This is a genomic window from Nocardia vinacea, from assembly GCF_035920345.1.
Classification (GTDB): Bacteria; Actinomycetota; Actinomycetes; order Mycobacteriales; family Mycobacteriaceae; genus Nocardia; species Nocardia vinacea_A.
In genome coordinates this window covers 3,510,466-3,528,777 of sequence record NZ_CP109149.1, presented here as the reverse complement: position 1 = coordinate 3,528,777, position 18,312 = coordinate 3,510,466, and the positions used below count along the sequence as shown (strand labels likewise).

The window sequence follows — 18,312 nt, the reverse complement described above, 5'->3', positions numbered from 1 at the left end:
GATGACCGATGCGAAACAAGCAGCGCCCCCTGAGCAATCGACTAAACGCAAGTACGCCAAGCGACTTCAGCCGGCGGACCGACGTGAGCAACTACTCGACGCGGCGTTGCGGATTGTGGCGGAGGTGGGGTTCAGCAGCGTGAGCATCGCCGCCGTCGCCGCGCGTGGCGGGGTGACCAGGCCGGTCGTCTACGACTCCTTCGGGAGCCGTGACGAACTGCTCGAGGCGCTCATCGAACGCGAGACTGCTCGCATGGCGGCGGCAGTGGCCCGCTCGGTCGCCGAGAACGCCACGACACCCGAATTCGGCACCGCCGCACCGGAACAGCTGCCCGCGATGCTCGGCCACTTCCTGACCGAAGTCTGCTCGATGCCCGACACCTGGCGGCTGGTGTACTTCCCGATCGACGGTGTGCCGCCGGTACTGCGGGAACGGGTCGCCGCAGCTCGCGACGAATTGCGCGTACCACTGCGGCATGCACTCGGACTGTGGCTGGCGGACGAGCCCGATGCCGATGGCGTGGATCCGGATGTATTGGCCCAGGTCGTACAGGGCACCATCCAAACCGCGGCGCGCCTGGTGCTCGACCATCCCGGTGAATTCGGCATCGACCGAATTCTGGCCCTGTTCGACTACCTGTTCTTCCGTGGGGCATAGCGTCTTTCGCCGTTCGATCGGTTCGCCCATCTCGGTCCAGCGGGGCCGTGATTTGACCCTGACGTTACGTCAGGCTCGACGATGTGGCGGTGAGCGAAACTTACCCAGCATTCGATATCAGTCCGGTTCCCGTACCAGCCCTCGACGCCGTGGCGCCGGAACTTTTCCGCGGCCTCTACGGGATGCCGATGTTCGTCACGGTGCCCACGGCCGATCTGGTCGCGTCGGTGGACTTCTGGACGCGTGGACTCGGCTTCTTCGACCTGTTCTCCATCCCCGGCCGACTCACCCATCTGCGGCGCTGGGCGTTCCAGGATGTCCTGCTCGTATCCGCTGACCAGGCCGCGGCGGCAACCGAACTGAGCGTGAGCTTCGCCTGCGTGCTGAGCCAGCTCGACGAGATCGCGGCCGCATGTGAGCAACTGCTGCCCGGTTGCACGTCCGGTCCGCGGCCGATGCCGTGGAATACGGTGGATCTGGAGATCCGAACGCCGGACAACACGCGGGTGATCATGACGGCGGCGCGACCGTACGATGCGAACAGTGCCGAGGCCGAGCATTTGCGGTCCATCGGGATCGGGGAACCGCCGGCATGAGCGCGCCTGCCAGACTGGACGGTGTGACTGATCAGGCCGATGCCGGTCTCACCGTCGGTGCGGCTGCCGCGCGCATGGGCGTCACGATCCGGACGCTGCACCATTGGGATGCGATCGGGCTCGTATGCCCGACCGAGCGCACCGACGCCGGGTACCGGCTCTACACGAGTGCGGACCTCGCCCGCGTCGATCGCGTGCTCATCTACCGTGAGCTGGGCGTACCCCTCGATGAGATCAAGACGGTCCTGGACGCACCTGCCATCGATGCGACGTCATCGCTGCGGCGGCAGCGTGACGAACTCCGCGAGCGCGCCGCGCGCCTGCAACGGATGGCGGATGGCATGGACCGCTTGATCGAGGCCAGAGAATCCGGAATCCGGCTCTCCGCCGAGGAGCAGGTCGAGATCTTCGGCGCGCACTGGCAACCCACGTGGACCGCGCAGGCCCATGACCGCTGGGGTGACACCGCCGAGTGGGCGCAGTACGCCGAACGCGCCGCGGACCGGACCGCCGAGGACTGGCAACAGATCGCCGACACCGTCGACGCACTCAACGCCGACCTCGCTGCCGCCTACCGCGCGGGTGTGCTCCCCGGCAGCGACGAAGCCAACGCCCTCGCCGAACGCCACCGCGGCTCCATCGACGCCTACTTCGACTGCACCCCCGCTATGCACATCTGCATCGCCCGCACCTACCTCTCCGACCCGAACTACACCACCTTCTTCGACACCCTCGCCCCCGGCCTGACTCCCTGGCTATCCGCCATCATCCACGCCAACGCGAGTCGGTCGAGAATGGACTGAGATGAGCGTCCTCGACGTTTACCGCCACCAGCGCATGGTCAACGGTTCACCTGGTTGCGACGAGTGTCCCGCGGGCTCGGAATTCCTGTGGCGGACAGCCTTGCCAGCGGCGGAAGGCGCGGATGAAGGATGCGGCTTCGGCGTAGCCCAGTCGGGCGGCCACCTGTTCGGTGGTCATATCGGTGTGGCTGAGCAGTTCCTCCGACATCATCTGGCGTACCTCGTCGAGGAGGTTGCGGAAGGAGGTGTCTTCGTCGCGCAGGCGGCGAGACAGCGTGCGCGGGCTCATGAAAAGCGCTGCGGCGACGGCGATTTGGTCCGGAATCTCACCCGGATTCCGGACCAGCAGGTCACGCACCGAACCGGCGATACCGGTGCGGGCGCGGCGGGCGGTGAGCAGATCGCGGCACAGTTGTTCGCATGTCCCGCGCGCCCATTCGTTGGCCTGCGGCAGCGCGACATCGAGATACGAACTGTCGAAGGCCAATTCGTTGACCGCCGCGTCGAATTCCGGCTCGACACCGAAGACGGTGCGGTAGCGCGTCGTATCCGCCGGAGCGGAATGGCGGAAGCTGATCCGGGTGGCGGGTACACCCGCGGAGAACCGTTCCCGGCCGATGGACTGGATACCGGTGATGACGCGCTCGGTCAGGAAGGCGCGCACATCCTCCGGAATCTCCGAATCGTCGAAGATGAGCCGCGACTCGGCCGGTCCCTCCTCGAAGGTCAACCGACCGAACACGAAGGCCGAATCGACATAGCGCAGCGAAACCTCGATCACCTCGCGCACCGTGCGACTGCTGAGCAGCGCCAGCCCCCATGGCCCGTACAGCGATAAGTGATAGCGGTTCCCGGCCTCGACGCCCAATCCGGGTTCAGCGCCGCATCGCGCGAGCAGATTCCGCACGACGCGCACCTCTTGCCGCGCCGTCACTTCGGCATCGGGATCGCTTACCGCCTCGGGCGCCAGCTTCGTGCCCTCTAGACAGACTTCCGGCGACATGCCGCGTTCCTGCGCCAGTTGCATCAGCACATGCACGCTGGATGTACTACGCAGGAGATCCCAATCGAACACTGAACTGCATCCTCGTCGAAGCCGGTCGCGTCTTGCTATTGGCGGAAGATATCAATCCTTTCTTCTCCATCGCAGGAAAATCGGAACACCCGGTGCCACGCCGGCGGAAATGCCACGCTGGAGGGTGGGGCACAGCACAGGAGGTGAGCCGGATGAGTACGGCGGAACAGCAGGTCGAGATCGAGGTACGCAATCCGGCCGACGGCAGCGTCACCGGCCGGGTGCCCGACGAATCGAGTGCGTCGGTGGCCGCGACAGTGCGCGAATTGCGCCTGTTCCAGCCGGAATGGGAGGCGATCGGTCCGGATAAGCGCGCCGAATGGCTGTTTCGGCTGCAGGATTGGCTGATCGATAATTCCGACGAGCTCACCGATGTGGTCCAGTCCGAAACCGGTAAGACCCGCTACGACGCGGAGATCGAGGTGCCCGCTGCGGTCAATCTGATCAAATACTGGGCGCGCAATGCCGCGAAATTCCTGCTCGATGAGCATCCGGCTCCGCACAGTCCGCTCGGCCGGACCAAGCGACTGGTCAAGACATATCGGCCGCATCCAGTGGTCGGGATCATTACGCCGTGGAACTTTCCGCTGCTCAATGTGTGCTTCGATGCGCTGCCCGCGCTGATGGCTGGTGCCGCGGTGCTGGTCAAGCCGTCGGAGGTCACGCCGTTGAGTGCGGTCGCGCTGGCGCGCGGGTGGGCCGAGATCGGTGCGCCGCCGATCTTCGCGGTGTCGACCGGGCGCGGAGATACCGGCCGCGCGGTTGTCGAGGCGGTGGATTATGTCCAGTTCACCGGGTCCACCAAGACCGGTAAGGCGATCGCCGCCGCCTGCGGGGCGACCCTGACCCCGTACAGCCTGGAACTCGGCGGCAAGGATCCGGCGATCGTCCTCGCGGATGCTGATATCGAGCGGGCCGCGGCGGGCATCGCCTATGGCGGACTGTTCAATTCCGGTCAGGTCTGTATCTCGATCGAGCGGGTGTATGTCGAGGCGCCGGTCTACGACGAGTTCGTGACCAGCCTGACCGAACAGGTGCGCAAGTTGCGGCAGGGACACGACGGGCGCGGGTTCGCTTTCGATATCGGGGCGATGGCGACCGAGGCCCAGCGCGATATCGTGGCACGCCATGTCGAGCAGGCGGTGGCCGCGGGTGCGCGGATCACCACCGGTGGCAAGGCGACCGGGGTCGGCACCTTCTTCGAACCGACCGTGCTGGTGGATGTGGACCATTCGATGGCGTGCATCAGCGAGGAGACATTCGGCCCGACCATTCCGGTGCTGAAGGTCGCCGACGAGGACGAGGCGGTGCGCCTGGCCAATGATTCGGTCTACGGGCTCTCGGCCACGGTCTGGACAAGAGACCGCAAGCGCGGCGAGCGGGTGGCGCGGCGGCTGGAAGCCGGTGCGGTCAATGTCAACGACGCTTTCGCGAATCTGTTCAGCTTCGCGCTGCCGATGGGCGGGTGGAAGGATTCCGGGATCGGCGCGCGGTGGGGCGGGGCCGCCGGAATCCGGAAATACTGTCGCCAGCAAGCGATTACGGTGCCGCGCGTACCGGCGATGAAGCGTGAGCTGATGTGGTATCCGGCCTCGCGTGGGCGCTTGCGCGTGGTGGCAGGATTGATGCGTGCGCTCGACGGGCGCGGCAGGCGCAAGCTGCCGAAGTTCTTGGGCGGCAAGCGATAAGGCGACCGCTCAGGCGAATATCGAACGCGCGACCCGGAATCCGACATCGTCGATCCGGTAGGTCGGATGGCTGCGCCGTCGCACCGAGGCTCGGCAACTCCACTTCTCGTCGGACCAGCCGCCACCGCGTAGCACCCGATACGAGTCGTACACCTGGGCGTCGTAAATGTCCCAGCACCAATCCCAGACGTTGCCGAGCATGTCGTACAGGCCCCAGGCGTTGGGCAGCTTGCCGCCGACCTCGTGCACCTGCTCTGCGGAATTCCCCCGATACCAGGCGATTTCGTCGAGCTCGCCATATCGCGGCCCCGAAGTACCCGCCCGGCACGCATACTCCCACTCGGCCTCGGTCGGCAGCCGGTACCCGTCGCTATCGGCATCCCACTCGACCTCGTCGTCGTGCACGCGATACGCGGGCGGCAAACCCGCCTCCAATGACAGGCCATTGCAGAACCGGATCGCATCGAACCACGAGACACCCTCGACCGGCAGCCGGTCACCCCGAGCGGCACTCGGCAGCTCACCGGTGACCTGCTCATACTGCGACTGGGTAGTCGAAGACGCCGCCAGCCGAAAGCCCGCCACCTCGACCACCCAACTCCGCTGGGTCCGCCGATCCGACAGCGTCACCCGCCCCGCGGGAAGCGCGACCATCTCGATTTCCGCACGCATGGCTAGCTGATCGTAGTGCATGCGTATCGCCTTGCGGCGCCGCGACGACCAGGGCGGGTTGTGGATTTCTGGTACGGTGACGCGGCATTCGATCGGCCGAGGGAGAAAAGGTTTCCGTGCATCGTCGGGTGGCGCTGGTCGGTGCGCTGTTGATCGCGGTCGCGGCGTGTCAGAGTCAGCCGTCGTCACGGGATGCGTTGTCGCCCAACATTGTTGACGTGCCGCAGTCGCGTCAGGAGGCGCTGACCTGGAGTCGGGCCATCGATCCGTGTGCGTTGGTCGACCGGCAGCTATTGGCGTCGCTGGGCAATGATCTCCAGGTCGGAGTCTCGAGTGGTCCGTCGGTCTGTGACGCCGTGGTCGGCGGTGGGCCCGAGCGGGGTGGCGCCGAGGTGATGTGGTTCATCGGCCCGACGTGGCTGTCCAGGTCGCCCAGGCAGGCAGAGGTCGTGGAGATCGACGGTAAGCAGGTACACCGCGCCGACCGCTATACGGGCCTGTCGTCGCAGGAACGCGCCGAGCTGGGGGAGAACGGCTGCGACTATTTCATTCCCTACGGAACGTCCGTGCAGGCGATCCTGACGGTATCGACGGCGTCCGGCACACAAGCCTGTTCACCGGGGGAACCACTGGTGCGCAGCATGCTGGCCAATGTCGCGCGGCAACCGAAACAGGGCACCTCACCTGACACCGCGATCACTGCCCTCACCGGTATGGCCACGCCCTGCGTGGTTGTTCCCCACCTCGAGCCCGACCATCGCGTCGAATTCACCTGGGAGGGGCAGATGAACGACAAGTGCACCCTGACGGCGGACGGTGCCCGAGTCGAGATCGGCTTCGAATACCGTGAGCGCGCAACGATTCCCGTGCAGGCGCGGCAGCAGGAGTACGACAGGTACACCGGTTTCGAGTACGAACGTCACGGCGATACGGTCGTCGATCTCGTTGTCGGAGAAGAATTCTCGGGTGTGCAGGACCGCCGCAGCGCACGCCTCGTGCCGATTGTCACGGTGCAGAGCCCGAAGCCTGCGGTGACCCGCGCTGTCGCGGCCGCCGTGCTGCCGCAGCTGCCGCGCTGACGAAGCAGAGCGTATCGGCGAAAGCCTTGGCGCGCCGATGACCTCCGGCCTAGCCTGGACTCCCACCGCGCGAAGAGGAGACGACAGTGCCCGACGTCCGTGAAGTGTGGCAGAGCAGAGTCTGGGGAAATCTCGGGGCTCCGGTATACGACTTCGTGCTCGACCATCCGCAGGTGGCCCGGCCCGCCGGACAGGTGATGTGGGGCTGTGACACCCGTCGGATGTATGCGGCGATGGATGTCGTCAACCAACTGCCGGAGGGTTCCGCGCTGCTTGATCTGCCGGTCGGCGGCGGCGTGACCCTGCGTCGACTCGCACCCGATCGCAAGCTCCGCTATGTGGCCGCGGACATTTCGGATGATCAGCTCGGGGCGGCGCGTCGCGCGGCCGAGCGCGCCGGGTTGTCCGGTATCGACTATGTGCGCGCGGATGTGGTCGACCTGCCCTTTGCCACCGGCGAATTCGATCTAGTGGTGAGTTTTGCAGGCCTGCACTGTATGCCGGATCCGGCCGCCGCGGTCGCCTCGCTCGCCCGGGTGCTCGCGCCGGGTGGACGGCTGGTCGGCAGTTGTGTGGTGCGCGGAGTCCGGCCGCGTTTCGACTTGCACATGCGGGTGATGCGGACGATGGGCGTATTCGGTCCGTCCGGTACCGCGGCCGAGCTGTCGGGTTGGATCGCCGCGGCGGGCCTGCGCGAGGCCGAGCTGGTGTGCAATGGCGCGCTGGCACAGTTCACGGCCGTGAAGGACTAGCCCGGCGGCTCGTAGCGCGGGCCGACCAGGGCGATGGCCGTATCGACGGCGACGTCGATGATGTCGCGGATGTCCTTGCCCGCTTCGACCGTGGAGGCGATGAGTTCGCGGTAACCACCGTAGAGGATGGTCGCCATCTGACGCGTCGGCGGATGCAGTCCGGGCGCCTCGAATCCCGGTGTGGCGGTGAGGCTTTGGATCAGATTGATGAAGGCCTCGCCCGCGTCGTGCTGGACCTGGCGGGCGGCGTCGCCGAGCGCGGGGATGTCCCGAATCCAGGCGAGGGTGATCGACGTGTCCTGATCGGATGCGTGGATCCAGGCCTCGATAGCCTGCCGGACCTGGGTGCGCCAGGGCGCGGCCGGATCGACGGCATCGTAGATCTGCTGGATCGTCTCATTGTTGCGCTCGGCGAGCAGCGCGATGAAACAGTCCTGTTTGCTGTCGAAATGTTGGTAGAAGGTACGACGGGACGTGCGCGCGTTGCGGACCACATCGGCCACGGTCGTTTCGCGATAACCGCGATCACGCACGGCCTCGGCCATCGCATCGAGGAGCCGACGCCGGAATGCGGATTCCGGCGTGGCCTCGGTGGTGATACTGGCGGTGGGCTCGGCGCGGGTCACGAGAATCAGGTTAGTTCGCCCCGCCGCCACTGCGATCATGACCTCACACGCACCGGAATATGATCGGGTGCGGCGGCCCGGCTCGCGAACCGGATGGTGCCGTCCTCGAGCCGTCCGTGGCGCAGTGCGAGCACGTCGTGGGCGTAGTTCATACCCAATCGCCAGGGCCGTCGCGATCCGGCCCTGGGAAAGTGGTCGATGGAGCGCTGGACGTAGCCGGATCGGAAGTTCAGCAGGGGCTCCGGGGCGATACTCGGATCCGGCCACGGCGTGCACTGGTCATAGCCGTTGTCGTCCATATGCCGCAGCAACCGGCACACGAATTCGCCCACCAGATCCGCCTTCAACGTCCAGGACGCATTGGTGTAGCCGATGGTGAAGGCGAAGTTGGGGACGCCGCTCAGCATCATCCCCTTGTAGGCCATGGTTTCGGGCAGTGGGATGGCCCGGCCGTCGACGCTGAATTCGATCCCGCCGAAGGCGAGCAATTGCAAACCGGTGGCCGTCACCACGATATCGGCAGGAAGGTCGGCGCCCGAGGCCAGACGCAGGCCGTCGCTGGTGAACTTCTCGATGCGGTCGGTGACCACGGCGGCGCGCCCGGCCCGGATCGCATGGAAGAGATCCCCGTCCGGCACCAGGCAGAGCCGCTGATCCCACGGGTTGTAGGTCGGTTTGAAGTGGACGTCCACCTCGTATCCGGTCGGCAGTTGCGCGGCTGTCTGCTTGCGGATGAAGTCGCGCATCATGCGGGGACGACGCTGGCTGAGTTGGTAGATGAGCGTGCCGATCAGCACGTTCTTCCAGCGGGTGATCGTGTAGGCCCGCTGGGGTCCGAGCCGTTCGCGCAGGCGGATCGCCACCGCGTCCTCGGTGGGCACGGACATGATGTAGGTGGGGGAGCGCTGCAGCATGGTCACCTGGGCTGCCGTCTCGGCCATGGCCGGAACCAGGGTCACCGCGGTGGCCCCGCTGCCGATCACGACGACTCGCTTACCCGCATAGTCCAGGTCGGCGGGCCACTGCTGCGGGTGTACGAGTTGCCCACGGAAATCCTCGATTCCGGCGAACCCGGGGGTGTAGCCGTGGTCGTAGCGGTAGTAACCGCTGCACACGTACAGGAAGCCGCAGGTGTATGTCGAGGTGGTGCCGTCGTGTTCCGCCGTCACCGTCCACTGCGCCGCCTCGGTCGACCAGGATGCGCCGATGACCTTGTGCCCAAAGCGGATTCGGCGATCGATACCGGCTTCGGACGCGGTATCACGGATGTAGTCGAGGATAGATGGCCCGTCGGCGATGGCCGCGGCCTGTGTCCATGGTCGGAAACGGTAACCGAGGGTGTGCATATCGGAATCCGAACGCACCCCCGGATAGCGGAACAGATCCCAGGTGCCCCCGATTGCCGTGCGCGCCTCCAGAATTGCGTAGCTGCGCTTGGGGAAGGCCGTCTGCAGATGGTGCGCCGCGCCGATACCGGAGAGACCGGCACCGATGATCAGCACATCGAAATGCTCTGGCCCACCCGTCTCCCGGCCACCACCCCTCATCGAATCGCTGCCCGATGCTTTCATACCGTCACTCCCGCCTTCGCGCGGGCCCGCAGCTGCCGCTCCAGCACCGCGAATATGTCGTAGTAGTGAGTCGGCGCTATGCGTGCGAGTGCGTCGAACACGTAGGCATCCGGCCCGACCAGAATGCGCGACTTTCCGCGTTCGACTCCGCGACAGATGATTTCGGCCGCCTTGTCCGGCGAGGTCAACGTGATCGCCTCGAACTCCGCCGCCATCTGCTCATGCGAACGGCCGAGGCCCTCGGGGTCTTTGCGCATCCGGGCATTGCGCGCGATGTTGGTGGTGATACCTCCCGGGTGCACATTCACCGCGGATACCCCGGTGCCCCGAAGTTCCTGGCGCAGTGCGTCGGTGAATCCACGCACCGCGAATTTGGCTGCGCAGTAAGCACTTTGATTCGGCATGCCGAGCAGTCCGAATACGCTGGAGGTATTCACGATGACGCCCTGGTCCTGTTCGACAAGGATGGGCAGAAACGCGCGGGTGCCATTGACCACGCCGTCGAAGTTGATCTGCCGCAGCCATTCATCGTCTTCCGGAACCGCGTCCAGTACCGACGAGCTCACCGCCACACCGGCATTGTTGAATACCGCCGCCAACGGTTCGGTCAGCCAGTCCTCGACCTCGGCGGCGAAGGCGAGTTGGTCGGCGGCATCGCGGACGTCGAGCACGCGGATGAGCACCGGACCGGTCAGGGTGGCGGCCGTCTGCTTCAGGCCGACCTCGTCGATATCGGCGATCGCCACGGGCGACCCACGGCGCGAAAGCAATTGGGCGAGACTGCGACCGATGCCGGAGGCGGCGCCGGTGATCATGGCGGGACGGCCGGACAGCGGCCTAGCGGTGCGGGGCATCGGTGCTCCTGGCGGTGCGGATATGGGTGTCGATGAGGTCGGTGAGCGTCTGCCGGACGCCGACGGGCAGGTCGTGGCCCATGCCGGGCAGGGTGTGCAGCCGCGCACCCGGAATGGCGCTCGCCGTGACGGTGCCGCCGGTCGGATTCACCATCAGGTCGCGGTCACCGTGCAGGATCAGCGTCGGGGCGACGACGGTGGCGAGTTCCGCGGTGCGGTCACCGGATTTGAGGATGCCGGCGAGTTGACGGCCGACGCCCGGTGCCGGATGGGGATCGCGGTCCCAGGTCGTCGCCGCAGCGGCGCGCACCGCCTGCTCGTCGAACGGATAGCCGTGCGAGCAGATGTGGCGGTACATGCGCACCGAGCGGTCGATGTGTTCGATCCGGGTGCGGGCCGGTCGGCCGAACATCAGCCGCCAGGTCGACAGGGCCGGACGCCCGACCCGTGCCGCACCCGTGGTCGACATGATCGAGGTCAGCGAGGTGACCCGGGCCGGATAGCGGGCGGCGACCGTCTGCGCGATCATCCCGCCGAGCGACATCCCGACCACATGCGCGGAGCTCAGCTCCAAGGCATCGAGCAGACCAACCGTGTCGTCGGCCATATCCGAGAGGTCGTATTGCGCTGTGTGCCAACGCTTTCGCAGGAAATCGAGCGGGCCAGGCGGCGGGAAGTCGAAGTGCGTCGACCTGCCGACATCACGATTGTCGAAGCGGATGACGTCGTAGCCGCGCGCGACGAGCAGTTCACAGAGACCGTCGGGCCAGTCGTGCAGTTGCTGACCGAGTCCGGCGACGAGCAGCAACGGGGTGCCGCCGTCACCGAGGCGATCGTAGGCGAGGGTGACGCCGTGGCCCACATCGGCGAAATGCTCGCTCATGCCGTCACCTGTTCGGCCCTGGCCTCGGCCGTGATGGGCCGGGGCACGCGGCGGTACACCACGGCGCGGCCCTTCTTCGCGGGCACCAGCGCGACACCGCGGAAGTGCGTGCGCTCATCGGGCGCGTCGGTCGGCTCGAGCGTGAAATCCCGCAGCAGCGTGCGCAATACGACATTCATCTCCATAGTGGCGAAGGCCGCACCGATGCAACGCCGGGCGCCGCCGCCGAACGGAATCCAGCTGAAGGTCCCCGGCCGGACACCGACGAAACGATCCGGATCGAAAGCGCGGGCATTCGGGAACAGCTCCTCGTTGTCGTGCATGAGCCGAATGCTGACCAGCACATTCTGCCCTTCGGGCAGCGTCCACCGACCCAGCTGCATCGACTCCGCGCGGATCTTGCGGACCGTCGAGTCGATGACCGGACGCACCCGCTGCACCTCCAGCAGGGTGGCCTCACGCAGTGCCGAACCGCCTTCGTCGACCTCGTCGACCAAGCGCCGCAACACTTCCGGATGTCTGCGCAGCCGCTCGACGGTCCACGACAGGGTGGTCGCCGTGGTTTCGTGACCGGCAGTGAGCAGGGTGAGCAGTTCGTCGGCGATCTCGCTGCGGGTCATCGCGGTGCCGTCGTCGTAGCGGGCCTGCAGCATCATCGCCAGCACATCGTCGCGGTCGGCGAGGTGCTCATCGGCGGCGGCGCGGTCGATGAGCCTGCCGACGATCTCGTCGTAGTTGCGGCGGTGTGCGGCGAAGCGGGCCCATGGACCGTACCGCCCCAAGAACCTTTGCGGCACCGGCAGTGCCGCGAGCGCCGATCCGACCAGCACCAGTTTGGGCAGCAGCTCGCGCAGTTCGTCGAATTCCTTGCCCTCGGCGCCGAATACGGCGCGCAAGATCACATTCAGGGTGATCCGCATCATCGAGTCCATCGTCGCGAACTCCCGGCCTTGCGGCCAGGTGGCCAGCTCGCGCACCGTCTCCTCCTCGATCAGCGTCTCGTACACCGCGAGGCGACGACCGTGGAACGGCGGAGTGAGCAATTTTCGCTGCTTACGATGTTCGGCGCCGCGCAGCGCGAACAGTGAGCCGGGACCCAGGAACTGCCCGAGATTGATATCGACGTTATCGGCCACGTCGGAGCTCGCGGTGAACAGCGCCTTCACCTCGGCCGGCTCGGACAGCACCACGATCCGCCCGAAGCGCGGTAGGTAGACCGTGAATGCCGAGCCGTACCGCTGGTGCAATCTGCGCCATGCGCGGGTGCGGCTCGCCATCACCTCGATGGCCTGTAAGAAGGCCGGACTCGTCGGCCCGTCGGGCAATTTCACCGTGGTCATACGGCACCTCCCAGCGTGGTACATCTTCGTACCAACACAACGGTACGCTCACGTACCGCGTGTGGCAAGGGTCACTTTCGGAATTGCCGCCCGCTGCGGCGGTGCAGGTAGTTAGCGTGGGCGCGTGCGCAAGCATCGTCGGGTGACAACGGGAGGCTGGTTTCGCGGCACAGCTCGGGGTTGGTTCGCTATCCCCGCGGCCGTCATCGTGCTGATCGGTGTGGCCGGACCGGCGCCCGCCGAGCCGGTCGCCGCAGATCTCGTCACCGTCGAGACCGGTGAGTTGCGCGGCATCGTGGCCGCGGAGCATCGACTGTTCGCGGGCATTCCTTATGCGGCCCCGCCGGTAGGTGAGTTGCGGTGGCGGCCCCCGGCTCCGGCCGCACCGTGGCCCGGTGTTCGGGATGCCACCGTGGCCGGGCCGAGCTGCCCGCAGGACAACGACTTTTTCGGGGTGGTCGGTGCGAACCCGACGAAGTCGGAAGATTGTCTGTATCTGAATGTTTCGACGCCGCGCAACCTGCCCGCCGACGGTGGTGGGCTACCGGTGCTGGTCTGGATCCACGGCGGCAGTTTTGTCACCGGCTCCGGCGACGTCTACGGCGCCGAGCCGCTGATCGCGCACGGGGACGGTGATCTGATCGTGGTCACGATCAACTACCGGCTCGGCACGCTCGGTTTCCTCGCCGCCTCTGCGCTCGATGAAGGCGCCGGGGCCGGGAATTACGGCTATCTGGATCAGCAGGCCGCATTGCGCTGGGTGCGGCGCAATATCGCGGCATTCGGTGGTGATCCGGAGCGCGTGACGCTGGCGGGCGAATCGGCCGGTGCGACCTCTGTATGCACCCAGATGGCCGCGCCTAGCTCGCGCGGGCTGTTCCGGGCCGCGATCATGGAGAGCGGACCGTGCAGCCCCGGTGTGCCCGCCGCGACGGCGATGGCCGATGGTGACGCGTACGCCGCACGTATCGGGTGCGCCGGACCCGATACCGCGGCGTGCCTGCGCGCGCTGCCTGTCGATACGCTGGTGAACGATTCCATCACCGCAACGGTATTCGGGGGCCGGTTCCTGCCGTCCGGGCCACAGGCGGCCGTGCGCAACGGCGCTTTCGCCGATGTGCCCACGCTCGTCGGGGCGAACAACGACGAGATGTCACTATGGGTGTACATGAAATACGGTGTGCCCCTTGGCAGGCCGCTGACTGCCGCCGGATACCGCGACGCACTGTCCGCCGCCATGCCCGACCTGACGCCGGAGCAACTCGACCGCGTCGAACTGACGTATCCGGTCGCCGCCTATCCGGAGCCCGCACTCGCACTGTCACGCGCCTGGACCGATCGGTTCCTCACCATGCTGGTAGTCGAATACGACGGGCTCGGACCGCGCACGCCCACCTACACCTACTCCTTCGACGACCCGGCGCCGCTCGGCCCGCCGAATACCTTCCCGCTGGGCGCATATCACGCCAGCGAATTGGCGTCACTGTGGAGCCTGCGCGACCTCGGCTGGCTCTACGGCGCCGTCCAGACACCGGACCAACAGCGCCTCGCCGCCGAGATGCGAAGGTACTGGACCCGATTCACCATCGAAGCGCGCCCGGATCCGGCCGGTCTCGAACCGATCCCGGCCTACGACCCGGCCGCACCGTTGGTCATGTCTTTCCGGCCCAGCGGAAACCGGCTCATCGACTCCTACGCCGCCGACCACCGAGCCGACTTCTGGAAACCTATGCTGCCGCGCTGAGCTGGGCCAGATCACGCGAAACTGGGGTCAGATCTTGCGGATGACCGTGACGACCTTGCCGAGGATCTGCGCGTCATTACCCGGAATCGGTTCGAACAGCGGATTGTGCGGCATGAGCCAGACATTCTTGCCGGTGCGCTTGAACGTCTTCACCGTCGCCTCGCCCTCGATCATCGCGGCCACGATATCGCCGTTATCGGCGACATTCTGCTGGCGCACGACCACCCAGTCACCATCGCAGATCGCGGCGTCGACCATCGATTCACCGACGACCTTGAGCAGGAACAGCGATCCGTCGCCGACCAGTTCGCGCGGCAGCGGGAAGACATCCTCCACCGCCTGCTCGGCCAGGATCGGGCCACCGGCGGCGATCCGGCCCAGGACGGGCACGAAGGTCGGGACCGGCCTGCCGGTCTCGACATCCTCGGTGGTGGGCAGGCTGGTCACCGCGCGCACCGCCTCGTCGAGACCGCGAACGTCAACGGCGCGTGGGCGATTCGGGTCGCGGCGCAGATAGCCCTTGCGCTCGAGGGTGCGCAGTTGATGGGCGACCGACGAGGTGGAGGTGAGTCCGACCGCATCGCCGATCTCGCGGATGCTCGGCGGGTAGCCGCGCTCGCTCACCGAGGTGCGGATGACCTCCAGAACTTTGCGCTGACGCACGGTGAGATCCGCCCCGATACCGGACGGGTCGTTGCCAACTCCGCTCTCGTTGCCCGTGTCGTCTGTGTGGCTCACCGCAACCGCCCTTCTGTGTCCATTGATTTCGTCTACCGAATCTAGTCCGGTCACGCCGATGTATCAAACATCTGTTCGAGGCATGTCGGCGTTTTCTGCTGACTTTGTCGGTTGAGCGTGGTAGAAATCGAACACAAGTTCTTCGAACATTTGATCGAACAGCTACCCCCATCGTCTCGTGACATACCTGAGCAGCCACCAACACCCCTTCACGGAGGTTTGTCCGATGAGCACAGCGATCAGCGCCCTGAGCACCGACCTCGAGGACGAGGCCGACGTCGATCTCGGCTTCGAATCCGTTCCGCGCGTGCAGCGTCCGCATCGCGGTGGCGTGCGCGCCCTGGAGTCCGCGCGCGTCGTGACGGATCGGCGTCCGCGCGACACTCGGCCCGACGGTGCGGTGGTGCTGTACGACCGCGGTCCTGTTCGAACGCCCGCACTACGTCGGGCGCGGGGGCCGCATCCGATGGAGCGGATCGAACAGGCGCAGGTCGGTTTCGCCGTGCTCGCGGTGTCCGCGCTGCTGAGCGCGCTGGCGGTGACGGCTTTGATCGGGTTGGCGCATTGGCGCGCCGGAACTTTCGGCGGCGAGACCTCGACGACGGTGCCCGCTGTGGTCGAACAGCAGTCGGTTCCGGACGGCGTGGGAGTCGGTGTGCCGCGGTAGCTCGTCGAAAGTCGGTGTGGCGGATGGCGACCGGTCGATCCGCCACGAAGCGTGGCCGAAATTGTCGATTGCAAACTAGAACATGTTGTTACTGTGCCTGAAAACGTGACCTAGGCAACTCTTGCCGACGATCGATTTCGGGACACCACGCAATGACGCATCGCTCCACCGCCGCACTCGCCGTCCGTCTGCTCGCCCGGATCGCCGGGCTGCTGGCCTGTCTTATCTTCGGGCTCACCATGATTCCGGCCGCACAGGCGGCACCCGCATACGAGGCGTACCTGGATTTACCCGCGCTCAACGGAGACGGGGCAGGCGGCGGTGGTCTGAATCCCGCACTACCGCTGGACGAGTCGACGTTGCGTGTGGCGCTCGACCAGGCCAGGGCCGCTGGGGTGGCGCCGAGCCGCTATGCCACACTGCTGCACCAGTATTGGCTGGTGGTCTCGACCCGCAATGCCGATATCGACCTCGCGGCCTGGGATCCGGCGCTCGGCGTGCGTGCCAACCAGCGCACCTTCTGCCAGGTGTACGTCAACTACTTCCGGCTGGCGAACCAGCATCAGGAGTACTGGTGGGCGGGCCTTGCCGGAATTGCGGGCGGCTCCTTCGCATCGGGGTTCTTCGACCTCAGCGATGTCGGGCTGGTGCTCGACGTACCGGGCATCCATCAACTCGGCGACGCGGTCGCCGACCTGTTGCGCGGCACCCCACCGGAATTGGTGGCCGGGTTGCCCGCCGATATCCGGCTGCTCGCCACCGAGGGTTCGCGGCTGAGCGTCGAGGATGTCGCTTGGTACCAGACCCGGCTGATGATCATGCAGAAGCACATCTTCACCGATCTGGTCCCGATGCACGAGGCGTATGCCGCACTGGGGATGGCCGGAATCGACGAAATGTATGCGGCCGGGGTGATCGATGCCGATATCCGCACCGCCTGGCAGTCGATCGATTCGAATACCCGCGACGGATATGTGGACGCGCTCATCCGGATGACCGATCGTGAGCAGAACCGTGTCATCGCCGACCAATGGGATGCCACCTCGGCGGGCCGCGGCGCGATGGGCCGGGTCATGACCTATGTGAGCACGGTGGCCGGCAAGCCCGCAGTCCCCGGCGTGCGCGCACCCGGTGTTTTCGCGCCCGCCACCGTCAGCGCGGATATCGCGGGACGCACCGTCTCGCTGCGCACACCGCTGCCGGACTTCAACTGGGCCGACCGCGATACCCGCTGGGCCTACATCACCCGCGATCTGGTGCTGCGCCACATCGATATGGAGAGCAACCGGCCATTCGCCGAGGTGGTGCTGGGTGAATCGTTCTGGAGCAAGCTCGCGCACGGCCGGATGATCGCGCGCATTCCGGATCTGATCGCCGATCTGACGACGCAGTGGCAACTCGGCTGAGCATCGGTCGACGGGGTAGTTGGGACGTGTGAGACGGTTGGTGACCCCTCCCGGGTATCCTGGACCTGATATCGACGTATCGGTCTAGACCCCTGTACACGTGCTCGCCGGATCGGGACTGGCGAACCGGAGCCGATTCGGACGCGGGCGCGCGCATCGACGAAGGATCTCTCGGATGCATTGCCCCTACTGCCGACACCCCGACTCGCGGGTCGTCGACTCGCGTGAGGCCGAGGAAGGCGCGGCCATCCGCCGCCGGCGTTCCTGCCCGCAGTGTGGGAGACGATTCACCACCGTCGAGACCGCGATCCTATCCGTGGTCAAGCGCAGCGGCGTCACCGAACCGTTCTCCCGGGAGAAGGTGATCCGTGGTGTTCGTCGCGCCTGCCAGGGCCGCGAGGTCGCCGAAGACGCCCTGAACATGCTGGCCCAGCAGGTGGAGGACGCGGTGCGCGCCACGGGTTCGCCCGAGGTGCCCAGCCACGAGGTCGGCCTGGCAATCCTCGGCCCGCTGCGCGATCTGGACGAGGTGGCCTACCTGCGTTTCGCCTCGGTCTACCGCTCCTTTACCTCCGCCGACGATTTCGAACGCGAAATCGCCGACCTGCGCAAGCATCGCGAGGAAGCGACGGTCGCCGCCGCCGCCGACTGATCCGGTGGTCAGAGGCAGATCCCCGGCGGGCACGAGCAGCCGAAGCTGCCCATGGCCTGTCCGGGGCAGATGGTGACCGATCCGGTGTCGAGCAGCCGAACCAGCTGTCGCAGCACATCGGTGTCGGTGCGCACCGACGCGGGCTGTGGTGCCTGTGTGTCCGCGGAAGCGGTCGCCATCGGGGCGAGCGCGACGGCACAGGCGGTGAGGATCGGCGCGAGGGATTTCCGCATAGCGAATGCCTCTTTCGAGATTCGCGCCGGACGGCCGAACCGACGCGCAGTCTGCGTCCGCGATACCGGCGCATGCGACCATGTCCTGGCGACTGTATCGCCGCGCGCACGCTCCGGTCACGCCCCCAGAACTATCGGTCCCGCGCGCTCTCGCGAGCTCAGCGAGCGCCTCGAAACTGTCGCCACCCCTTTGCCGGGGATCCGCATCCTGGGGGCGCACACAAGGGGTGCGGATCGCGACAAACGGGTGCTGATGTGCGCTCTGGCAGCCGTCG

Annotated in this window: 19 protein-coding genes; 10 read left to right on the top strand and 9 right to left on the bottom strand. The window is 66.4% G+C overall.

The window, feature by feature from the left end:
* The first annotated feature begins 1 nt into the window (after position 1).
* The 3 genes from OIE68_RS16460 (at position 2) to OIE68_RS16450 (ending at position 2,057) form a co-directional block, all read left to right on the top strand.
* Positions 2–658, top strand: coding sequence for a TetR/AcrR family transcriptional regulator (locus tag OIE68_RS16460; RefSeq protein ID WP_327100228.1), 657 nt, complete (start codon positions 2–4; stop codon positions 656–658).
* An 89-nt stretch (positions 659–747) separates the two neighbouring features.
* Entirely contained in the window at positions 748–1,254 is a 507-nt protein-coding gene (locus OIE68_RS16455; RefSeq protein ID WP_327100227.1) for a VOC family protein, read from the top strand.
* 23 nt (positions 1,255–1,277) lie between these two features.
* Entirely contained in the window at positions 1,278–2,057 is a 780-nt protein-coding gene (locus tag OIE68_RS16450; RefSeq protein WP_327100226.1) for a MerR family transcriptional regulator, read from the top strand.
* A 46-nt stretch (positions 2,058–2,103) separates the two neighbouring features.
* Here OIE68_RS16450 and OIE68_RS16445 read toward each other — a convergent pair whose 3' ends face one another.
* The gene (locus tag OIE68_RS16445) at positions 2,104–3,132 is read right to left on the bottom strand and encodes an AraC family transcriptional regulator (protein ID WP_327100225.1); all 1,029 of its coding nucleotides are present in this window, start codon (positions 3,130–3,132) and stop codon (positions 2,104–2,106) included.
* Positions 3,133–3,284: 152 nt separating this feature from the next.
* Here OIE68_RS16445 and OIE68_RS16440 point away from each other — a divergent pair, with 152 nt between their 5' ends.
* The gene (locus tag OIE68_RS16440; protein WP_327100224.1) at positions 3,285–4,820 is read left to right on the top strand and encodes an aldehyde dehydrogenase family protein; all 1,536 of its coding nucleotides are present in this window, start codon (positions 3,285–3,287) and stop codon (positions 4,818–4,820) included.
* 9 nt (positions 4,821–4,829) lie between these two features.
* On the opposite strand, the gene OIE68_RS16435 is transcribed toward OIE68_RS16440, so the two are convergent.
* Positions 4,830–5,474, bottom strand: a complete 645-nt coding sequence (locus OIE68_RS16435) for a formylglycine-generating enzyme family protein (RefSeq protein WP_327101696.1) — start codon at positions 5,472–5,474, stop codon at positions 4,830–4,832.
* Between the two features lie 134 nt (positions 5,475–5,608).
* Here OIE68_RS16435 and OIE68_RS16430 point away from each other — a divergent pair, with 134 nt between their 5' ends.
* Entirely contained in the window at positions 5,609–6,571 is a 963-nt protein-coding gene (locus OIE68_RS16430) for a hypothetical protein (RefSeq protein ID WP_327100223.1), read from the top strand.
* A gap of 86 nt (positions 6,572–6,657) precedes the next feature.
* On the top strand, positions 6,658–7,323 hold the full coding sequence (locus tag OIE68_RS16425; protein WP_327100222.1) for a class I SAM-dependent methyltransferase: 666 nt from the start codon (positions 6,658–6,660) through the stop codon (positions 7,321–7,323).
* Here OIE68_RS16425 and OIE68_RS16420 read toward each other — a convergent pair.
* The 5 genes from OIE68_RS16420 to OIE68_RS16400 are packed head-to-tail and all read right to left on the bottom strand — an operon-like array spanning position 7,320 to position 12,597.
* Entirely contained in the window at positions 7,320–7,949 is a 630-nt protein-coding gene (locus OIE68_RS16420; RefSeq protein ID WP_327100221.1) for a TetR/AcrR family transcriptional regulator, read from the bottom strand. The genes OIE68_RS16425 and OIE68_RS16420 overlap by 4 nt on opposite strands.
* A gap of 35 nt (positions 7,950–7,984) precedes the next feature.
* Positions 7,985–9,520 carry an NAD(P)/FAD-dependent oxidoreductase gene (locus OIE68_RS16415; RefSeq protein ID WP_327100220.1) on the bottom strand — a complete coding sequence of 512 codons (1,536 nt, stop codon included), beginning with the start codon at positions 9,518–9,520 and terminating at the stop codon, positions 7,985–7,987.
* On the bottom strand, positions 9,517–10,374 hold the full coding sequence (locus tag OIE68_RS16410) for an SDR family NAD(P)-dependent oxidoreductase (protein ID WP_327100219.1): 858 nt from the start codon (positions 10,372–10,374) through the stop codon (positions 9,517–9,519). The genes OIE68_RS16415 and OIE68_RS16410 overlap by 4 nt, the downstream gene beginning before the upstream one ends.
* The gene (locus tag OIE68_RS16405; RefSeq protein ID WP_327100218.1) at positions 10,358–11,257 is read right to left on the bottom strand and encodes an alpha/beta hydrolase; all 900 of its coding nucleotides are present in this window, start codon (positions 11,255–11,257) and stop codon (positions 10,358–10,360) included. Before OIE68_RS16405 ends, OIE68_RS16410 begins: the two co-directional genes overlap by 17 nt.
* Positions 11,254–12,597, bottom strand: a complete 1,344-nt coding sequence (locus OIE68_RS16400; RefSeq protein WP_327100217.1) for a cytochrome P450 — start codon at positions 12,595–12,597, stop codon at positions 11,254–11,256. Before OIE68_RS16400 ends, OIE68_RS16405 begins: the two co-directional genes overlap by 4 nt.
* 124 nt (positions 12,598–12,721) lie before the next feature.
* Here OIE68_RS16400 and OIE68_RS16395 point away from each other — a divergent pair, with 124 nt between their 5' ends.
* The gene (locus OIE68_RS16395; RefSeq protein WP_327100216.1) at positions 12,722–14,341 is read left to right on the top strand and encodes a carboxylesterase/lipase family protein; all 1,620 of its coding nucleotides are present in this window, start codon (positions 12,722–12,724) and stop codon (positions 14,339–14,341) included.
* A 27-nt stretch (positions 14,342–14,368) separates the two neighbouring features.
* Here OIE68_RS16395 and lexA read toward each other — a convergent pair whose 3' ends face one another.
* A complete protein-coding gene (gene lexA, locus OIE68_RS16390; protein ID WP_419150713.1) occupies positions 14,369–15,079 on the bottom strand; it encodes a transcriptional repressor LexA in 711 nt (236 codons plus the stop codon).
* 226 nt (positions 15,080–15,305) lie between these two features.
* On the opposite strand from lexA, the gene OIE68_RS16385 reads away from it, so the two are divergent.
* The 3 genes from OIE68_RS16385 (at position 15,306) to nrdR (ending at position 17,804) form a co-directional block, all read left to right on the top strand.
* On the top strand, positions 15,306–15,746 hold the full coding sequence (locus OIE68_RS16385) for a hypothetical protein (RefSeq protein WP_327100215.1): 441 nt from the start codon (positions 15,306–15,308) through the stop codon (positions 15,744–15,746).
* 152 nt (positions 15,747–15,898) lie between these two features.
* Positions 15,899–17,152, top strand: coding sequence for a hypothetical protein (locus OIE68_RS16380; RefSeq protein WP_327100214.1), 1,254 nt, complete (start codon positions 15,899–15,901; stop codon positions 17,150–17,152).
* 175 nt (positions 17,153–17,327) lie between these two features.
* The gene (gene nrdR, locus OIE68_RS16375; RefSeq protein WP_327100213.1) at positions 17,328–17,804 is read left to right on the top strand and encodes a transcriptional regulator NrdR; all 477 of its coding nucleotides are present in this window, start codon (positions 17,328–17,330) and stop codon (positions 17,802–17,804) included.
* An 8-nt stretch (positions 17,805–17,812) separates the two neighbouring features.
* Here the strand turns inward: nrdR and OIE68_RS16370 are convergent, their stop codons facing one another.
* Positions 17,813–18,037, bottom strand: a complete 225-nt coding sequence (locus OIE68_RS16370; protein ID WP_327100212.1) for a hypothetical protein — start codon at positions 18,035–18,037, stop codon at positions 17,813–17,815.
* Positions 18,038–18,312 lie beyond the last annotated feature (275 nt).